Source organism: Vibrio hyugaensis, assembly GCF_002906655.1.
GTDB lineage: Bacteria > Pseudomonadota > Gammaproteobacteria > Enterobacterales > Vibrionaceae > Vibrio > Vibrio hyugaensis.
Genome location: NZ_CP025794.1, coordinates 99854 through 115683 on the forward strand (window position 1 = coordinate 99854; position 15830 = coordinate 115683).

Here is a 15830-nt window from a genome sequence, read left to right on the forward strand (position 1 = left end):
CCTTAACAAGGCGTTATATTTTTTTGATTGGAGAGTACATGAAAGCTTTAGAAAGTCGTTTCGTATTTGTTGATACATCAATGTATCAGAGTAAAAATTTTCAGTTTCATCAATATAGCCTTGGTCGTTTTAATGAACTGTGTAGTGAACGTGCTATTAACTTATTAATGAGCCCTGTCGTAGAACAAGAAGTTCGTTCGCACCTTTTAGCTCAAGGGACAGATGCCGCACGGCATATCAAAGAGTTCAAGAAAACGATAAAAATCTTGCGTAATTTACCAGATTTAGAACAACATTCCATTTTTTCTGAATTAAGCAAGGAAACAATTAATGAACTCCTTGTCGAAAAGTTTGATAGCTTTCTTGATGATGCAGTATCAGAGGTAGTGCCTGTAGAAGGTGCTTCTTTAGATAAAATAGTAAATAGTTACTTTAATAAAGTTGCTCCATTTAGCGACAAGAAAAAAGATGAGTTCCCTGATGCTATTATTCTTGAATCATTAATTAATTGGGCAAAGAAAAATCAATCTGAAGTCTATGTGTTAAGTACCGACGGAGATATGGAACAGTTTTGTCAAAATTCTGGTGGTTGGCTAACGTATGTCGGAGATCTTGATCAATTTATAGGGCGAGTAATTATTACTGAGGAGAAATTAACGGATTTATCATCATTTGCTTTAGAGCAATATAAGGAGCTTGAAAAGGATATTGAGTCTCAGTTGGAGGAACAAATTAGTTTAATTGAGTATTCTTCTGTTGGTTATGATGTAGATGATGAAGTATCTGAAGTTCATCCTTCTGACTTTTCGATTGAAAGTGTCAATGTAATCAAAGCAGATCGTGAGTATGCAGAGTTCGCATTAGATCTTAAGTTTGATGTTGAAGCTTGGCATTCATTTGCTGACTATGACCGCTCTATATGGGATTCTGAAGATAAGAAATATATGTTTGTTGCACAATCAAGTCGACATGTTCGTAACACTGTAAAGTGTAATGCTTATGTGACTATTGATTTTGAAGATGGGCTTGCAGTCAATGCTATCTTGGGTGATATCGAAATTGAAGACTCATATATTGAACTTGATCCAAACGATGGTGAAGAGCTGGAGTTTATTGAGCATGATATTTTCGCGCATTAAAAATATAACAATCTGTTTAAGAGTGATTCGCAACGCGTGGCATTTTCACCATGCGTTGGTTTAAGTGATTAAGGTGGTATGCGGCGGCTTATGTATTGCGTTGCTCACACCTTAACAGGGCGTTAGTTTGCAAGAGGAAAAACGCAGCTATATCGCAACATCTAGTGGTAAAAGCTCAAAGTTGAAATTGTCGTATCGGCGTTCAATTTCAGTGTTAACTAGCGTGGTGAAAATTCAAAATTGGCATCGTTTCAACAGTTGATTTGTTTTTTGGTGCGGCGACTTTTGGGTTACCTGAGCCGAACTTTTTTGCTGAAACTCTGCTCGTTGAGTTTGTTGGTGCAAAAGCCGATCTACTCGCTGAAATGGCGTTTTCTCTGGTGTGGTAAGTTCATGTGGTTTCAGTGGCTTTGTTGAAAGTCCGCATTGTGAGATTGGTTTTCCAAAAGCGCTTTTTGGTGTTGTTAGTTCGTTTTCTACGGCGTTGTTTGTTCCAAGTGGTTTCATTGACTAGCCGCTTTTAGACTACGCCTGACTTAAATGCATCAAAGCACATAAAGTTTGTTGTTTGCAAAGTTTAAAATAACGTAAAATCAACGCTTTGGGTTTGCAAACTAACAAACTGCTCAAGAGGGATTCGCAACGCGTGGCATTTTTACTATGCGTTGGTTTAAGTGATTAAGGTGGTATGCGGCGGCTTGGGTATTGCGTTGCTCACCCCTTAGCAGGGCGTTATGTTTGTGCGCAGTTGGACAGAACATATAATTACAGCTGTGGTAACATGCTGAATTTGAAATATTTTAATAACTAGATTGAAAATGGCATCTATTAAAGAAAAATTTGAAAGTCATCCAGTTATATTTGGAGGCTTTTTACTTATTGTTGGCTTTAGTGCTGGCTATAAAGTTTACCCCGAATTGCATCCGATAAGTGAGCAGAAAAAGCTAGAGCCTATCGTGAAAGTTGAAAAAGTTCGTGAAGTTATTGGTTGTGAAGTTGTTGGCTTCGAAACTTTGGAGAAGAATCACCATAATAGACTTAGTGTACTACAGACGCAATTGATGCAACTAGAATCGGATGCGGCAGACAAGAATAACTATGTCTACAGTAATGGGTATCGAGATGCAGCTAAGCGAGTAAGAGACGATATAACTGTTCAAATACAAGACTATGAAAAGTCTCTTTCTATGCTTAAGGCTGTTTGCTCAAAAGTTGACTCTTCAGAAAAACAAACATAACAATCTGTTTAAGAGTGATTCGCAACGCGTGGCATTTTTACTATGCGTTGCGTTCAGTGTTTAAGGTGGTATGCGGCGGCTTCTGTATTGCGTTGCTCACACCTTAACAGGGCGTTAGTCGCCAGAAAAAGCTGGCAATCAAAATCATGTTTCTGAACTAAAAATTTGGCAGTTTCTTGTTTGGTACAAAGGTGCGTCGTCGATGGTCAAAACTTAGTTTCAACTGTTTTAAGGTCAAAGTTTTGCAAGTGTCCTAGCAGTTGCTTTGTTCTTTGGTGCTGACAGAGCAGGGCAATAGAGAGTCTGTTTTTGGTTGCAACTCCGCTCGGTGAGTTTGTTGGTACAAAAGCCGATTTACTCGCTGAAATGACGTTTTCTCTGGTGTTGTAAGTTCCACGTGGTTTCATTGAGTAGCCGCTTTGAGACTACGCCTGACTTGAGTGCATCAAAGCACATAAAGTTTGTTGTTCGCAAAGTTTAGTTCGGCTTAAAATTGTCGCTCGGTGCCTCGCGACTAACAAACTGCTCAAGAGGGATTCGCAACGCGTGGCATTTTACTATGCGTTGATTTTAGTGATTAAGGTGGTGTGCAGCGGCTTTTGTATTGCGTTGCTCACCCCTTAGCAGGGCGTTATTTCCGCAACGGATCTCTCAGGCTGAATGTACGTGGTTGTAGCCTAAGAGTGAAAGTGGCGGGGTAATAGGTTGGAAAAGCGGCGAAAAGGGCGAATATTGGTCATTTCCATGCTAGCCTTAAAGCGCTTTAAGCGCACCTTAATATGGCGCAGCAATTAAAGAGTGACGCTAAAGCGATTTAAGGTAGTGAGCTGCCAAATACTTCGGCTTCGATTTTTGCCTGCATACCGAAAATTCCTCGTCATATCAAAAGATTAGGCGTAAACATAGCCGACTTTAGTTGCGGAATAACAAGACGTTCAAGGCGATTCGAAACGCATTGGGGTTTTAGTGCCTAAATAGGCACGGATTTATCAGAGTTTATTTTAGGTTAGGGTGGATCTGCGTCTCTCACACCTTAACTGCGCGTTATATGCCAGTAATCAAAAAGTCGATAGCGGCGATAATTTCGTTTCTAAACGTGCTTAGCTCGTTGACTGGAGTCGTGAGGATTTTAGTTGGTACACTAGCCATTTGTTGAGTAAGAATCACAAAGTCACCTTCATCAATATGGATCGTAGGGCACAGATGGCTAGGGGCTTTTTTCTCTAGCAGCCCGATAGGAGTTAAGGGAATGACCAAGCGAGTATTCAGTGAATCGAGCAACTCGCTTTGGACATCAACAAAATATGGGTAAGCGCTTGCGGTGCTCTTATCGTTGTTTTTATAAAGCGTAAATTGAGACATTAGAATACTCGGTATGAATCGGAAAATAGTCCGTGTTTTGCAGTTAAGTCGTTACAAGCTTCAATAGCTTCGGCATTTTGTTCTAACCATTCGGCTTTCAATTGCTGTTTTACTTCTTTTTCCAAAGCCTTTTCCATTGTTGCTGATAGGTTTATGTTTAGGCGCTTAGCTTCGGCAAGTAACTCACTGTTTAGACTAAGGTTTGTAGCCTTTTTAGGTGCATGTGTGCTATATGTATTTCTCATAAAGTAATCCTATGCGTATCGATGATGCGCATTGAGTATAGGCGAAAGCTAGGCATATAACAAACTGTTCAAGAGGGATTCGCAACGCGTGGCATTTTTGCTATGCGTTAAATTTAGTGGTTAAGGTGGTTTTCGGCGGCTTTCGTATTGCGTTGCTCACCCCTTAACAGGGCGTTAGGCTAAAAGGTAATCTATGAAGTGTGTATACTGCTGTAATGAGATTAAAGAAGAGGAGTTTGCGCGTGAGCACGTTCCTCCAAAGTCTTTCTTTAAGAAAGGTACCTCTAGTCTGATCACTATTCCCGCTTGTCGAGCCTGCAATAATAAAAAGTCATCAGATGACGAATTTGTTTTGAATATACTTTCTATGTCGGACCTAATTTCTATCAATCCTCAACATCAATTCCACATAGATAAAATGTTACGGGCAGTTAAGCGCCCGCAGAAAGTGGGTTTTATTAAAGAAGTAATGAGCTCTACTCATACAGCGATAACCCCTGAGGGATCGAAGAAAGCATTTACTTTTGACGAGAGTAAAGTTTCAGGTTGGGCAGGGATAAATGCTCAGGGCTTATTGGTTCATGAGGAGCACATAGAGCATTGTAATTACAAGCACTCTACTATCATGTTGAACCTACTTAAGGTTGAGCTTCCTGAAGAGAAGCAGTTACTTGAACAGATACTTTCATTTACTAAATCGACTCCAAGTAAACGCGTCGGCTATTCGGAGTTTGAGTATTGGATTCAAACTCAAGATGAGGGTTATGTTGTTATTCAATGCTTTTATCAGGAATTGTTCTTTTTAACGATGGTCGAGCGCTGCAAGATTTAGCCTAACAAATTGTTCAAGAGTGATTCGGCACGCGTGGCATTTTTACTATGCGTTGATTTTAGTGGTTAAGGTGGTATGCGGAGGCTTAGGTATTGCGTGCCTCACACCTTAACAAGGCGTTAGTACGAGTTTGACATCAAAGGTCATCAGTTTTGGTGTTTATCTGTTTTGGCGCTCGAATTTACACCTTTCAGTTAGTGCCTTTCACGTTCTTTCCGGTGGCACTATATGCGAAGCGTTCGCTTTGATTTCACCGTTTACGGTTTCTAACTCTTAACCTATTTCTTTGGTGCTTCTTCATTTTCGTGGTGGCTTTTGAGAGAACCTTGGTTGTAATTGATGCTGTCTTCGGAGTACGAGGACCGAATCCTTTTCTAATTTGAAGCTAGTGAAAGAAGGGCAGTTCAGTGCGTTTTTCTTCTAGCCAACTTTCGTCTTCCAATCGGGGTAAAGTTTTGTAGCTGCCCGTCTCACTTCAGTGTTCAAAGCCTTCCATATCATGCCAGTTTTCAATATCTTGGAGCGCATAAATAGAAATAGCGCATGTACTAACAAATTGCTTAAGAGTGATTCGTAACGCGTGGCATTTTTACTATGCGGTGGCTTATGTGATTAAGGCGCTGTGCGGTAGCTTTTGTATTGCGTTACTCACACCTTAGCAAGGCGTTATGTTTTTGAGCCGAAATTCGTACAAATTTCAAATTGATAACTGTATTTATAAACAGTATCATTTCTCTTTAATCCTTTAAAGTGATACAAAATGAAGTTAATTATTGGTGATTTGGAGTTTTCCATCGGTGGAATCAGAGTTACATCTCAGCAGCGATTTTCTGCGACATACCAGTTATGGGGAATCGACGATGTTTTAGTTCAATGGGCTGAAAATGCATTGCTTTCTAAATCTGAATTTAATCTAGAGATTGTTAATGGTTCAGATGTTGTTCTAATCGGAGAGCATTGTCTCTTTAATAGACCCGATCGCCTAAATAGAAGTACGGATTTAATCGTTAACTGGGTAGAAAAATCCTTAATCTAATGCTGATAAAATAAACATAACAAAGCATTTAAGAGTGATTCCCAACGCTTGGCATTATTCATTCCATCGTTGGGTTTCGTGTTTACGGTGGTCTGGTTAAGTTTCGTGGTAGCGTTGCTCACACCTTAATGCGGCGTTAGCCGTCATTGAATTCAGCAGGTATTAAATGAAAATTGACTTAAGAAAGTCTCCGTTACAAATGTTTAGTCGCCAGTTAGTGCGGTTAAAGTATGTACAACACATACAAAATGATCTGGATATCGAAACAACACATAAATTTAATAGCAAAATTAGATATTTAAACCAAACTTACGTGTTTCATTTGGTTGCGTATTGGCAAGATTTTGTTGAGTCTCTCGTGCGTCGAAAACTAGCGGATATCACGCCAGATTGTGGGGCTGATCCTTTAGATGATTCACTTCCTCAGAATGTCGAAAATAAACTGAGATGGTTTAATACTCCTAATACAAAAAATATTGACCAATTACTTAAAGATACTCTCGGGTTAACGGAGGCTACGACTTGTTGGAATTCTGAAGGTCTTTCACGTGATGAAGCAAAGGAAAGGCTTGATGGGATCTTATTGTCTCGGCATCAAATAGCACATACAGGAGTGACTTCAAAAAAATTGAGCTATGAATCAAACTTTGGAGACATGGAGTTTATTTTTCAGTTAGCTACTCATCTTCAAAAAGCAGTTGATGAGCACATAGTCTAAAAGTGTCGGCTAACAAACTGTTTAAGAGTGATTCGCAACGCGTGGCATTTTTACTATGCGTTGGTTTTAGTGTTTAAGGTGGTATGCGGCACCTTCGGTATTGCGTCGCTCACACCTTAACAGGGCGTTAGTACGGGTTTGACATCAAAGGTCATAAGTTTTGGTGTTTATCTGTTTTGGCGCTCGTCTTTACACCTTTCAGTTAGTGCCTTTAACGTTCTTTCCGGTGGCACTATATGCGGAGTGTTCGCTTTGATTTCACCGTTTACGGTTTCTAACTCTTAGCCTATTTCTTTGGCGCTTTTTCGCTTCCGCTGTACTTCCTAAGTGAATCCTATCTTTCTTTGAGTGTTGCCATCAAAGTGCGAGGATCGAATCCTTTTCTAATTTGAAATTTGCAAAGTAGGGCAGCTCAGTGCGTTTTTCTTCAAGCCAACTTCCGTCTTTCAATCGGGGCAAAGTTTTGTAGCTGCCCGTCTCACTTCAGTGTTCAAGTCCTTTCATATCATGCTACTTTTCAATATCTTGGAGCGCACAAATAGAAGTAGCGCATGTACTAACAAATTGCTTAAGAGTGATTCGTAACGCGTGGCATTTTTACTTTGCGGTGGCTTATGTGATTAAGGCGCTGTGCGGTAGCTTTTGTATTGCGTTACTCACACCTTAGCAAGGCGTTAGCTATTAAAGTTGAGTATCACGAAACTACTATGATCTATACTGATGTAAGTCGATGATTGATAGAGGTAAAGTATGAAAAAGTTTTTGACGAAAAGTGCAGTATTATTAGCTGTGATATCACCTATCGCTTATTCTGCTGACAATACTAATCTTGCGGAAGTTATGTTGTCTTCGCCTTTGGATGACTCACGAGGCTATTGCTTGGATATCGCTGGCGGAAAAGGATCGAATGCACCAGTAGAAAGAGGATTGCAGGCACATACTTGTTATAACTACACCGGTGAAATACTCGAAGATCAAGGCTTTGAGGTTTCTCTAATCTCATCAGGTAGCTTTAAAATTTCATATTTCGACGTTTGTATGTCTGCATCGGCTATCGAGGCAGGAGCTTCACTTGACCTAGAAGAGTGTAAGGCTTCTGACAATCAAAGCTTTTCTTTGAAGGGTAATGGTCAAATTTCTCCTAATAGCAATCCAAGCCTGTGTATTACTGTCGATAGTGAAAATAAAAGAGAGGGTCGTGGTGGCTCACCAGTTCATGTGATGAGACCAGTATCTTTACAGCTATGTGACAATAGTGAAAGTGATTATCAGCACTGGATAATCAAGTCCTTATAAAATTAATAGCTAACAAAGCATTTAAGAGTGATTCCCAACGCATGGCATTTTTCATTCCATCGTTGGGTTTTGTGTTTACGGTGGTATGGTTAGGTTTAGTGGTAGCGTTGCTCACACCTTAATGCGGCGTTAGTCGCCAGAAAAAGCTAGCAGTCAAAATCATGTTTCTAAGCTTAAAATTTGGCTGATGATCGTTTGATACGCAGGTGCGTCGTCGATGGTCAAAACTTAGTTTCAACTGTTTCAAGTCTAAAGTTTTGTAACTGTCCTAGCGGTTGTTTTGTTCTTTGGTGCTGACAGAACAGGGCAATCGAGAGTCTGTTTTTGGTTGCAACTCCGCTCGGTGAGTTTGTCGGTACAAAAGCAGATTTACTCGCTGAGATGACGCTTTTTCTGGTGTTGTAAATTCCACGTGGTTTCAGTGACTTCGTTGAAAGTCCGCACTGTGAGATTAGCTTTCCAAAAGCGCTTTTTGGTGTTGTCAGTCCGTTTTCTGCGGCGTTGGCTGTTCCAAGTGGTTTCATTGACTAGCCGCTTTGAGACTACGCCTGACTTAAGTGCATCAAAGCACATAAAGTTTGTTGTTCGCAAAGTTTAGTTTGGCTTAAAATTGTCGCTCGGTGCCTCGCGACTAACAAACTGCTCAAGAGGGATTCGCAACGCGTGGCATTTTCACTATGCGTTGAATTTAGTGATTAAGGTGGTTTGCGGCGACTTCGGTATTGCGTTGCTCACCCCTTAGCAGGGCGTTAGTAGGTCAGGATGAATAAACAAAAACTAAAGCATCTCATTCAGCAAGTTCCTGAGTTGATCGAAACAGCTGAAGTGTGCCAGGAAGTAGGGCTGCCAAACTTCTATATCGCAGGCGGTGCTATTACTCAAATCATCTGGAACAGTATCGACAGTAAACCGTTTCTTGCTCAAGTTAAAGACTTCGATGTTGTCTATTTCGACAGATCTAATTATATCACTGAAGATGAGTTCAAAAATCGTATTGGTTCACGGTTGAGTCATAGTGTCGACGTTGATGTAAAAAACCAAGCATTAATACATGAGCGCTATTCTAAGAAGTTTGGTTGTTCCATCCAGGCATACGAGCGAGTTGAACAAGGTATCGATTCTTGGCTTTCTGCCTTTGCTATTGGGTTCACGCTAGATAGATTAGGAAACATTAAATTGTTCGCCCCCTATGGGTTAGATGATGCATTTAATATGTTGATCAAACCTAACAAAAAGGCAATGACAGAAGCTAACTACAACAAAATGACCGATGGCTATAAGGCTAGGTGGCAGAGAGTACAGGTGCTCCCTTGGAGTTGACCTACTAACAAACAATTTAAGAGTGATTCGGCACGCGTGGCATTTTTACTATGCGTCGGTTTTAGTGTTTAAGGTGGTATGCAGAGGCTTAGGTATTGCGTGCCTCACACCTTAATTGGGCGTTAGGCTATTGAGGAGAATTTGAGCTTGAAAACAGTTTGCGTAGCTCTAAGTATGTTGCTTATTTCATCGCTTGCATATGCAGCAGTCGTTCCTGGTTTTCAGGGGCATTATGAGCGGTATAACAATGATCAATTGGATACTGACACTGCCTTTATTGACTTAACTAAGGTGGGTTCGAACACATACGAACTATCAGGGACATCAGTTTGGGTAGGTGACTCTTCTTCTGGCCTTGTAAATTTTGGAGAAATCGACGGAGTTGTAACGTTAAAAGGTAATCAAATAGACTATGACGTTGACGGCTGTACTCTCCAAATTTTATTAGATCAAGATACCCTCGTAGTTAGCAAAGACAACGGTTGTGGCGGGCTAAATGTCACCTTCAATGGGACGTACGTGAGAACCTCAGATAGTCAATAGCCTAACAAACTGTTCAAGAGGGATTCGCAACGCGTGGCACTTTTACTATGCGTTGGTTTTAGTGGTTAAGGTGGTATGCGGCAACTTCAGTATTGCGTTGCTCACCCCTTAACAGGGCGTTAGGCATCAAGGAGGATGAATGAATCGTCGAGAGAACAAATGTCTCATAGCATCTTCAGCGTGTTGCTTTTTGGCAGCATTAGCTCATTTTGGGTGTATTGTGTTTGGAGCTGACTGGTATCGAATGTTCGGGGCTGGAGAAGCGATGGCACAAATGGCGGAGCAAGGACTTTGGTACCCTACATTGGTCACGCTTACAATTGCAGCAGTTTTGTGTATCTGGGGCACTTTTGCGTTGGCGGGAGCGGGCGTAATAAAGACACTTCCATTTACGCGTTCCATTTTAGTAGTGACAACAAGTGTTTTTCTCCTGAGAGCATTTTCATTTCCGGCACTAATGCCAAGCTTTCCAGATAATTCCTTAACTTTTTGGCTGGTAAGTTCAGGTATCTGTTTGTTAATAGGTAGCTTGTTTGCAGTGGGTACGAAACAAGAGTGGTCTAGGCTCACTCAGGCAAATGCCTAACAAACTGTTTAAGAGTGATTCGCAACGCGTGGCATTTTCATTATGCGTTGGTTTAAGTGATTAAGGTGGTATGCGGCGGCTTCGGTATTGCGTTGCTCACACCTTAACAGGGCGTTAGGCATACAAGGTTATTTTTAGCTTACAGGTCAAGTTTATGAGTTGGGCAAAATTAAAAACGGGTATTATTATAGTTTTGGTCATCCTCATTTCTGAGGCAATTAGGCTATACACTGGGCTTCCTATAACAATAATTGATATTGGGGTGCTGCCTATCACATGTTTGCTAATTTATTGTATGAAATATTATAGGTCTCCTTTTAGTAAAACATATAAAGATACGGATAATCACCAACAACAAACGCCTTTGCAGCTAATTGGGTTCTTGCTTTTTACAATTATCTTAGCAGCAATGGGTAGCTGGATAGCTTGGCTTGGAATTCAAGCTCCTCTACAGTACTTCTCGAGTGTTAAAGGAGCTGCCCATGGATATACATTAATTCAAATTGGTGGTTTAACTGCTTTATACAGTATGTGGGGAGCACTTGTTTTCCTATTTAGGCTAGTTAGCTTACGTGATAAGTCTGCCTAACAAACTGTTTAAGAGTGATTCGCAACGCGTGGCATTTTTACTATGCGTTAGGTTTTAGTGATTAAGGTGGTATGCGGCGGCATCGGTATTGCGTTGCTCACCCCTTAACAGGGCGTTATGTGCTTGGGAGGAAAAATGTCAGTTTGGCAAAAAATCATTAGTGAAGTTGAAACAAAAGTTAATAATCAAAAGCTTCACACACTAGGCGAAATGAAGGAAATAGTATCGAATAAAGATTCTGGCTTTTACTGGATTTACACAAGGATACCGGCTCAAAAGTTCCTTGATTGTTCTGCTCCAGATAATTTAGTTCATATTGACTTCGCTGAACTAGCAAAAGTAAATCTTCCTTTTGAGTGGACTATAAAGCAATTTGACGATGATTATTGGTGTGTCTACAACGGTAAAGGTAAAGCTTTGCGAGATAGATTGGCGGCAGCATTTACTAATACTCAAGGCGCAACAGGAAAACTCGCTTTAGAGCGATGTTTTGAGGTTGATGAGTTTCGCGTTAAGTTTGTAATTTGTGATAGTTCAGATGAGCAGTATGGTATTAGGTGGGCATATGCGGGCATTGAACGAGACTTAGAGAGGGTTTGGCGATTGAATAATGGTTGGCCATTTTTGTGTCGCACATAACAAACTGTTTAAGAGTGATTCGCAACGCGTGGCATTTTCACTATACGTTGCGTTTAGTGTTTAAGGTGGTATGCGGCGGCTTAGGTATTGCGTTGCTCACACCTTAACAGGGCGTTAGTACGGGTTTGACATCAAAGGTCATAAATTTCGGTGTTGATCTGTTTTGGCGCTCGTCTTTACACCTTTCAGTTTGTACCTTTCACGTTCTTTCCGGTGGCACTATATGCGGAGTGTTCGCTTTGAATTCACCGTTTACGGTTTCTAACTCTTAACCTATTTCTTTGGTGTTTCTCCATTTTTGTGGCGGCTTCTGAGTGAACCTTGCTTGCAATTGGTGCTGCCATCAAAGTGCGAGGAACGAATCCTTTTCTAATTGGAAGTCAGTAAAAGTAGGGGAGTTCAGTGCGTTTTTCTTCTAACCCACTTTCGTATCTCAACGGAGGTAAAGTTTTGTAGCTGCCCGTCTCACTTCAGTGTTCAAAGCCTTTCATATCATCTCAGTTTTCAATATCTTGGAGCGCATAAATAGAAGTAGCGCATGTACTAACAAATTGCTTAAGAGTGATTCGTAACGCGTGGCATTTTTACTTTGCGGTGACTTATGTGATTAAGGCGCTGTGCGGTAGCTTTTGTATTGCGTTACTCACACCTTAGCAAGGCGTTATGTGTCCGAGTAGCGCGACCAAATTTTTTTACTAACTAATGAGAAATCTATGAAATTAAGAAATACTGTATTCCTGCTATTTTTTAGTACGTTTTTTTCGTTTCCCTCATTTTCAAATCCATGTGCATATATGATTCCTGTCGTTAGTTCTGGGTTTAAATTATCGTATTTTCGAGGTCTAGCTGCTGCTGCGGATAGTTGCATGCCCATAAATGAGTATAAGTCACCAGCATGTCCATCCCTTGAATCCAAGTTTGGTGTCGACTTAAACCGTTTCAAAAGTGATGATGATTATCGAGCATATATAAAACTATTAGCGCATGAACCGATACGAAAACATGTAAATAATTCATTAGTAAGTGCAAGGCTTATGCTAGAAGAGTTGGAAAGTTCCGGAAATGAATTGGTCGTTGATGAAATGTTAAAGCTTAAAAGGTTAGGTCCTAACATTTCAATTGATGCTATTGGGAGTTCAATGTCTCGTATAAAAGGGGCAGGGCTCTGCCTATAAGGATCGCACATAACAAAGCATTTAAGAGTGATTCGCAACGCTTGGCATTTTCGCTTCGCTCAAGTATAGCCAAGCGTTGCTCACACCTTAATGCGGCGTTATTTCCGCAACGGATCTCTCAGGCTGAATGTACGTGGTTGTAGCCTAAGAGTGAAAGTGGCGGGGTAATAGGTTGGAAAAGCGGCGAAAAGGGCGAATATTGGTCATTTCCATGCTAGCCTTAAAGCGCACCTTAATATGGCGCAGCAATTAAAGAGTGACGCTAAAGCGATTTAAGGTAGTGAGCTGCCAAATACTTCGGCTTCGATTTTTGCCTGCATACCGAAAATTCCTCGTCATATCAAAAGATTAGGCGTAAACATAGCCGACTTTAGTTGCGGAATAACAAGACGTTCAAGGCGATTCGAAACGCATTGGGGTTTTAGTGCCTAAATAGGCACGGATTTATCAGAGTTTATTTTAGGTTAGGGTGGATCTGCGTCTCTCACACCTTAACTGCGCGTTATGCATATTAGAGAGAATAATGAACTCATACACGAGCGAATGTAAAAGGTTGTCTATCAATGCACGAGCTGCAATTGGTCTGCTTGTCTTTGAGCGCTTCTGTGTTCTTCATGATTTAAAACTTCATGATAATCAGGAGTTTTTAGAGCACTTATGGGATTGGTTTCTCGTTGATGGTCCAGACGAATTCGAGCCTTGGGAATCTAAACGACCAACTTTAGTAAATTGCGGGCTAGGTGACGAATTTTCCGAGGATTTACTGCTTTCCCTTGCTCAAAACGGTATCGGCGAGAGTCAATTTAGGACTATTGTCAGTGGGGTGACCGATATTTTATGGGGTAGTTTTTGGGGATCGGCTGAAAACGAACAATCAATGGTTGCACTTGAAAATGTCATTTCAGCTAGTGGTATAGAACAAATGCCGGTTTTGACACCCTTCAAGTTCTCATTGTTTTCACAAAACGATGGTTGGGGTGACAAAATCACACCTCAAGATTTGGAGTTTTGGCGCACCTGTGTGAAATATGCATAACAAATTGTTCAAGAGTGATTCGGCACGCGTGGCATTTTTACTATGCGTCAGGTTTCGTGGTTAAGGTGGTATGCGGAGGCTTCTGTATTGCGTGCCTCACACCTTAACAAGGCGTTAGTCGCCAGAAAAAGCTAGCAATCAAAATCATGTTTCTGAGCTTAAAATTTAGCAGCTGTTTGCTTGGTACACCGATTAATCGTCGATCATCAGAACTTAGTTTTAGCTGTTTTAAGTCCAAAGTTTTGTAACTGTCCTAGCGGTTGTTTTGTTCTTTGGTGCTGACAGAGCAGGGCAATCGAGCGTCTGTTCTTGGTTGCAAATCTGCTCGGCGAGTTTGTCGGTACAAAAGCCGATTTACTCGCTGAAATGACGTTTCTCTGGTGTTGTAAATTCCACGTGGTTTCAGTGACTTTGTTGAAAGTCCGCACTGCGAGATTGGCTTTCCAAAAGCGCTTTTTGGTGTTGTCAGTCCGTTTTCTACGGCGTTGTTTGTTCCAAGTGGTTTCATTGAGTAGTCGCTTTGAGACTACGCCTGACTTAAATGCATCAAAGCACATAAAGATTGTTGTTCGCAAAGTTTAGTTCGGCTTAAAATTGTCGCTCGGTGCCTCGCGACTAACAAACTGCTCAAGAGGGATTCGCAACGCGTGGCATTTTTACTATGCGTTGAATTTAGTGATTAAGGTGGTTTGCGGCGGCTTCGGTATTGCGTTGCTCACCCCTTAGCAGGGCGTTATACACTTATAAGGAAGTAATAGAATGAGTCAGATTTCATCGATAGAACAGCTACTGGATATATACCCTAAGCCGAATGACAAAGCTAAAAATAAGGTATTAAGTAAGTTAGATCGTCATTCGATAACAATGATCGAAAATTGCCATTTTTGTATCCTTTCAAGTACAGACGTTTATGGCTTTACAGATATATCACCAAAAGGTGGTGCTCCTGGATTTGTTAAAGTTTTGGATCAGTCAACAATCTTGATACCAGATAGTAGTGGTAACAACCGAATTGATAGCCTTAAGAATATTGTTAGTAACCCTAAAGTGGGGATGATGTTCATGGTTAAAGGGATCGATGAAGTCGTACGTTTAAAGGGTCATGCAACTATCCATACAGAAGCTGAACTATTTGCTCTTTGTCCCGATGGTAACAAAGAACCTAAGGTCGTTGTGAAAGTTGTAGTTGAAAGCGCGTACTTCCATTGTGCTAAAGCTATTATGCGTGGGAAGTTGTGGTCTAACGATTTTCAAGTTGACCGTTCAATATTGCCATCATTAGCTGAAATCATAAAAGAACAGCAGAAGTTAGGTGGAGACTACGTTAGCCAAGAACAAATGCTGACTTACTACGAGTCTAGCCTTTAGCACGTGTATAACAAACTGTTCAAGAGGGATTCACAACGCGTGGCATTTTTACTATGCGTTGGCTTATGTGTTTAAGGTGGTATGCAGCAGCTTCAGCATTGCGTTGTTCACCCCTTAACAGGGCGTTAGCTATTTTGGTTAAAATTGGTACACATAATAAGGTAAAAATATGAAACGAATGTTGGTATTGGGCGCATCTATTGTCGTAGCGTCAGGGTTACTAGGCATAGAGCAAATTAATAATTTTAAGCAGTTCGGTAATGTTATTGAATTAACTTCTGGAAAAATTAGACTTGGTGAAGTCTATCGTGAAACACTGAGTTCAACATACGAAGTCACATTTGTTGGTGATGATCGTGCATCCACTTCAGTTTATGCAAACACTAAAAACCTTTACTCTTCTGCTTATGAAGACCTCAAGAATACTATTGATGAAGTTAATAAGAGTAGAGAGAAAAATAAAGAAGAGCCATTATCAATCGACACTGTAACTTGGACTAAAGATGCAACGATTAACTTAACTACTAAAGTTACCTATCAATCAGAGTTCCACCCAAGCTTTGTTCTTACCATTGATGAAACAACGATAGACTATATTGCAGGTAAAGATGATTCAAAAAATATTTCACATTATTTGTCTGAATTAAAGTCGTACTCTAATAAAATGGAAACGAAGTATGAGGCAAGTAATTCATTTATCAAATAGCT

The 15830-nt window shown here is 40.7% G+C and carries 18 protein-coding genes and 2 pseudogenes; 15 read left to right on the forward strand and 5 right to left on the reverse strand.

Translation table 11 applies throughout. The features are described 5' to 3' along the window. Window positions 1-38: 38 nt before the first annotated feature. Both C1S74_RS00825 and C1S74_RS00840 read left to right on the forward strand, forming a co-directional pair. Window positions 39-1139 carry a PIN domain-containing protein gene (locus C1S74_RS00825; RefSeq protein ID WP_045396143.1) on the forward strand — a complete coding sequence of 367 codons (1101 nt, stop codon included), beginning with the start codon at window positions 39-41 and terminating at the stop codon, window positions 1137-1139. Window positions 1140-1957: 818 nt separating this feature from the next. Then, the gene (locus C1S74_RS00840) at window positions 1958-2377 is read left to right on the forward strand and encodes a hypothetical protein (RefSeq protein ID WP_045396141.1); all 420 of its coding nucleotides are present in this window, start codon (window positions 1958-1960) and stop codon (window positions 2375-2377) included. Window positions 2378-2583: 206 nt separating this feature from the next. On the opposite strand, the pseudogene C1S74_RS27030 reads toward C1S74_RS00840, so the two are convergent. From C1S74_RS27030 to C1S74_RS00865, 3 genes and pseudogenes are all read right to left on the reverse strand, one after another. Then, window positions 2584-2787: pseudogene (locus tag C1S74_RS27030) on the reverse strand (hypothetical protein); the annotation flags it as partial. Between the two features lie 634 nt (window positions 2788-3421). Further along, on the reverse strand, window positions 3422-3739 hold the full coding sequence (locus C1S74_RS00860) for a CcdB family protein (RefSeq protein ID WP_045395945.1): 318 nt from the start codon (window positions 3737-3739) through the stop codon (window positions 3422-3424). Continuing rightward, window positions 3739-3984 (reverse strand): type II toxin-antitoxin system CcdA family antitoxin, encoded by a 246-nt coding sequence (locus C1S74_RS00865; RefSeq protein ID WP_038140558.1) that lies wholly within the window; start codon window positions 3982-3984, stop codon window positions 3739-3741. The genes C1S74_RS00860 and C1S74_RS00865 overlap by 1 nt, the downstream gene beginning before the upstream one ends. A 193-nt stretch (window positions 3985-4177) precedes the next feature. Between C1S74_RS00865 and C1S74_RS00875 the strand changes: the two genes are divergently transcribed. The 4 genes from C1S74_RS00875 (at window position 4178) to C1S74_RS00910 (ending at window position 7866) form a co-directional block, all read left to right on the forward strand. Then, window positions 4178-4816, forward strand: coding sequence for an HNH endonuclease (locus C1S74_RS00875; protein WP_045395940.1), 639 nt, complete (start codon window positions 4178-4180; stop codon window positions 4814-4816). A 760-nt stretch (window positions 4817-5576) separates the two neighbouring features. After that, window positions 5577-5852 (forward strand): hypothetical protein, encoded by a 276-nt coding sequence (locus tag C1S74_RS00890; protein ID WP_045395938.1) that lies wholly within the window; start codon window positions 5577-5579, stop codon window positions 5850-5852. A 166-nt stretch (window positions 5853-6018) separates the two neighbouring features. Next, on the forward strand, window positions 6019-6570 hold the full coding sequence (locus C1S74_RS00895) for a HEPN domain-containing protein (protein ID WP_045395937.1): 552 nt from the start codon (window positions 6019-6021) through the stop codon (window positions 6568-6570). 750 nt (window positions 6571-7320) lie between these two features. Then, a complete protein-coding gene (locus C1S74_RS00910; protein WP_045395935.1) occupies window positions 7321-7866 on the forward strand; it encodes a ricin-type beta-trefoil lectin domain protein in 546 nt (181 codons plus the stop codon). A 221-nt stretch (window positions 7867-8087) separates the two neighbouring features. Here C1S74_RS00910 and C1S74_RS26700 read toward each other — a convergent pair whose 3' ends face one another. Continuing rightward, on the reverse strand, window positions 8088-8390 hold the full coding sequence (locus tag C1S74_RS26700; protein WP_045395934.1) for a hypothetical protein: 303 nt from the start codon (window positions 8388-8390) through the stop codon (window positions 8088-8090). 238 nt (window positions 8391-8628) lie between these two features. Here C1S74_RS26700 and C1S74_RS00930 point away from each other — a divergent pair, with 238 nt between their 5' ends. The 7 genes from C1S74_RS00930 to C1S74_RS00990 all read left to right on the forward strand — a co-directional run bounded on the left by C1S74_RS00930 (window position 8629) and on the right by C1S74_RS00990 (window position 13754). Continuing rightward, window positions 8629-9186: a nucleotidyltransferase family protein gene (locus tag C1S74_RS00930; RefSeq protein ID WP_045395932.1), complete on the forward strand. Its 558-nt coding sequence runs from the start codon at window positions 8629-8631 to the stop codon at window positions 9184-9186. Window positions 9187-9333: 147 nt separating this feature from the next. Next, window positions 9334-9729: a hypothetical protein gene (locus tag C1S74_RS00940; protein WP_052437276.1), complete on the forward strand. Its 396-nt coding sequence runs from the start codon at window positions 9334-9336 to the stop codon at window positions 9727-9729. A gap of 139 nt (window positions 9730-9868) precedes the next feature. After that, window positions 9869-10315: a hypothetical protein gene (locus tag C1S74_RS00950; protein WP_045395930.1), complete on the forward strand. Its 447-nt coding sequence runs from the start codon at window positions 9869-9871 to the stop codon at window positions 10313-10315. Between the two features lie 154 nt (window positions 10316-10469). Then, complete coding sequence (locus tag C1S74_RS00960; RefSeq protein WP_045395928.1) at window positions 10470-10904, forward strand: hypothetical protein; 435 nt, start codon at window positions 10470-10472, stop codon at window positions 10902-10904. Window positions 10905-11039: 135 nt separating this feature from the next. After that, the gene (locus C1S74_RS00970) at window positions 11040-11543 is read left to right on the forward strand and encodes a hypothetical protein (RefSeq protein ID WP_045395925.1); all 504 of its coding nucleotides are present in this window, start codon (window positions 11040-11042) and stop codon (window positions 11541-11543) included. Window positions 11544-12256: 713 nt separating this feature from the next. Then, complete coding sequence (locus C1S74_RS00985) at window positions 12257-12718, forward strand: hypothetical protein (RefSeq protein ID WP_045404131.1); 462 nt, start codon at window positions 12257-12259, stop codon at window positions 12716-12718. Between the two features lie 523 nt (window positions 12719-13241). Further along, the gene (locus C1S74_RS00990; protein ID WP_045402827.1) at window positions 13242-13754 is read left to right on the forward strand and encodes a hypothetical protein; all 513 of its coding nucleotides are present in this window, start codon (window positions 13242-13244) and stop codon (window positions 13752-13754) included. 206 nt (window positions 13755-13960) lie between these two features. Here the strand turns inward: C1S74_RS00990 and C1S74_RS27035 are convergent. Next, window positions 13961-14262, reverse strand: a pseudogene (locus tag C1S74_RS27035) (hypothetical protein). A 251-nt stretch (window positions 14263-14513) separates the two neighbouring features. Here C1S74_RS27035 and C1S74_RS01010 point away from each other — a divergent pair. Continuing rightward, complete coding sequence (locus tag C1S74_RS01010) at window positions 14514-15122, forward strand: MSMEG_1061 family FMN-dependent PPOX-type flavoprotein (RefSeq protein ID WP_045402824.1); 609 nt, start codon at window positions 14514-14516, stop codon at window positions 15120-15122. A gap of 169 nt (window positions 15123-15291) precedes the next feature. Beyond that, window positions 15292-15828, forward strand: a complete 537-nt coding sequence (locus C1S74_RS01020) for a hypothetical protein (RefSeq protein WP_045402821.1) — start codon at window positions 15292-15294, stop codon at window positions 15826-15828. Window positions 15829-15830 lie beyond the last annotated feature (2 nt).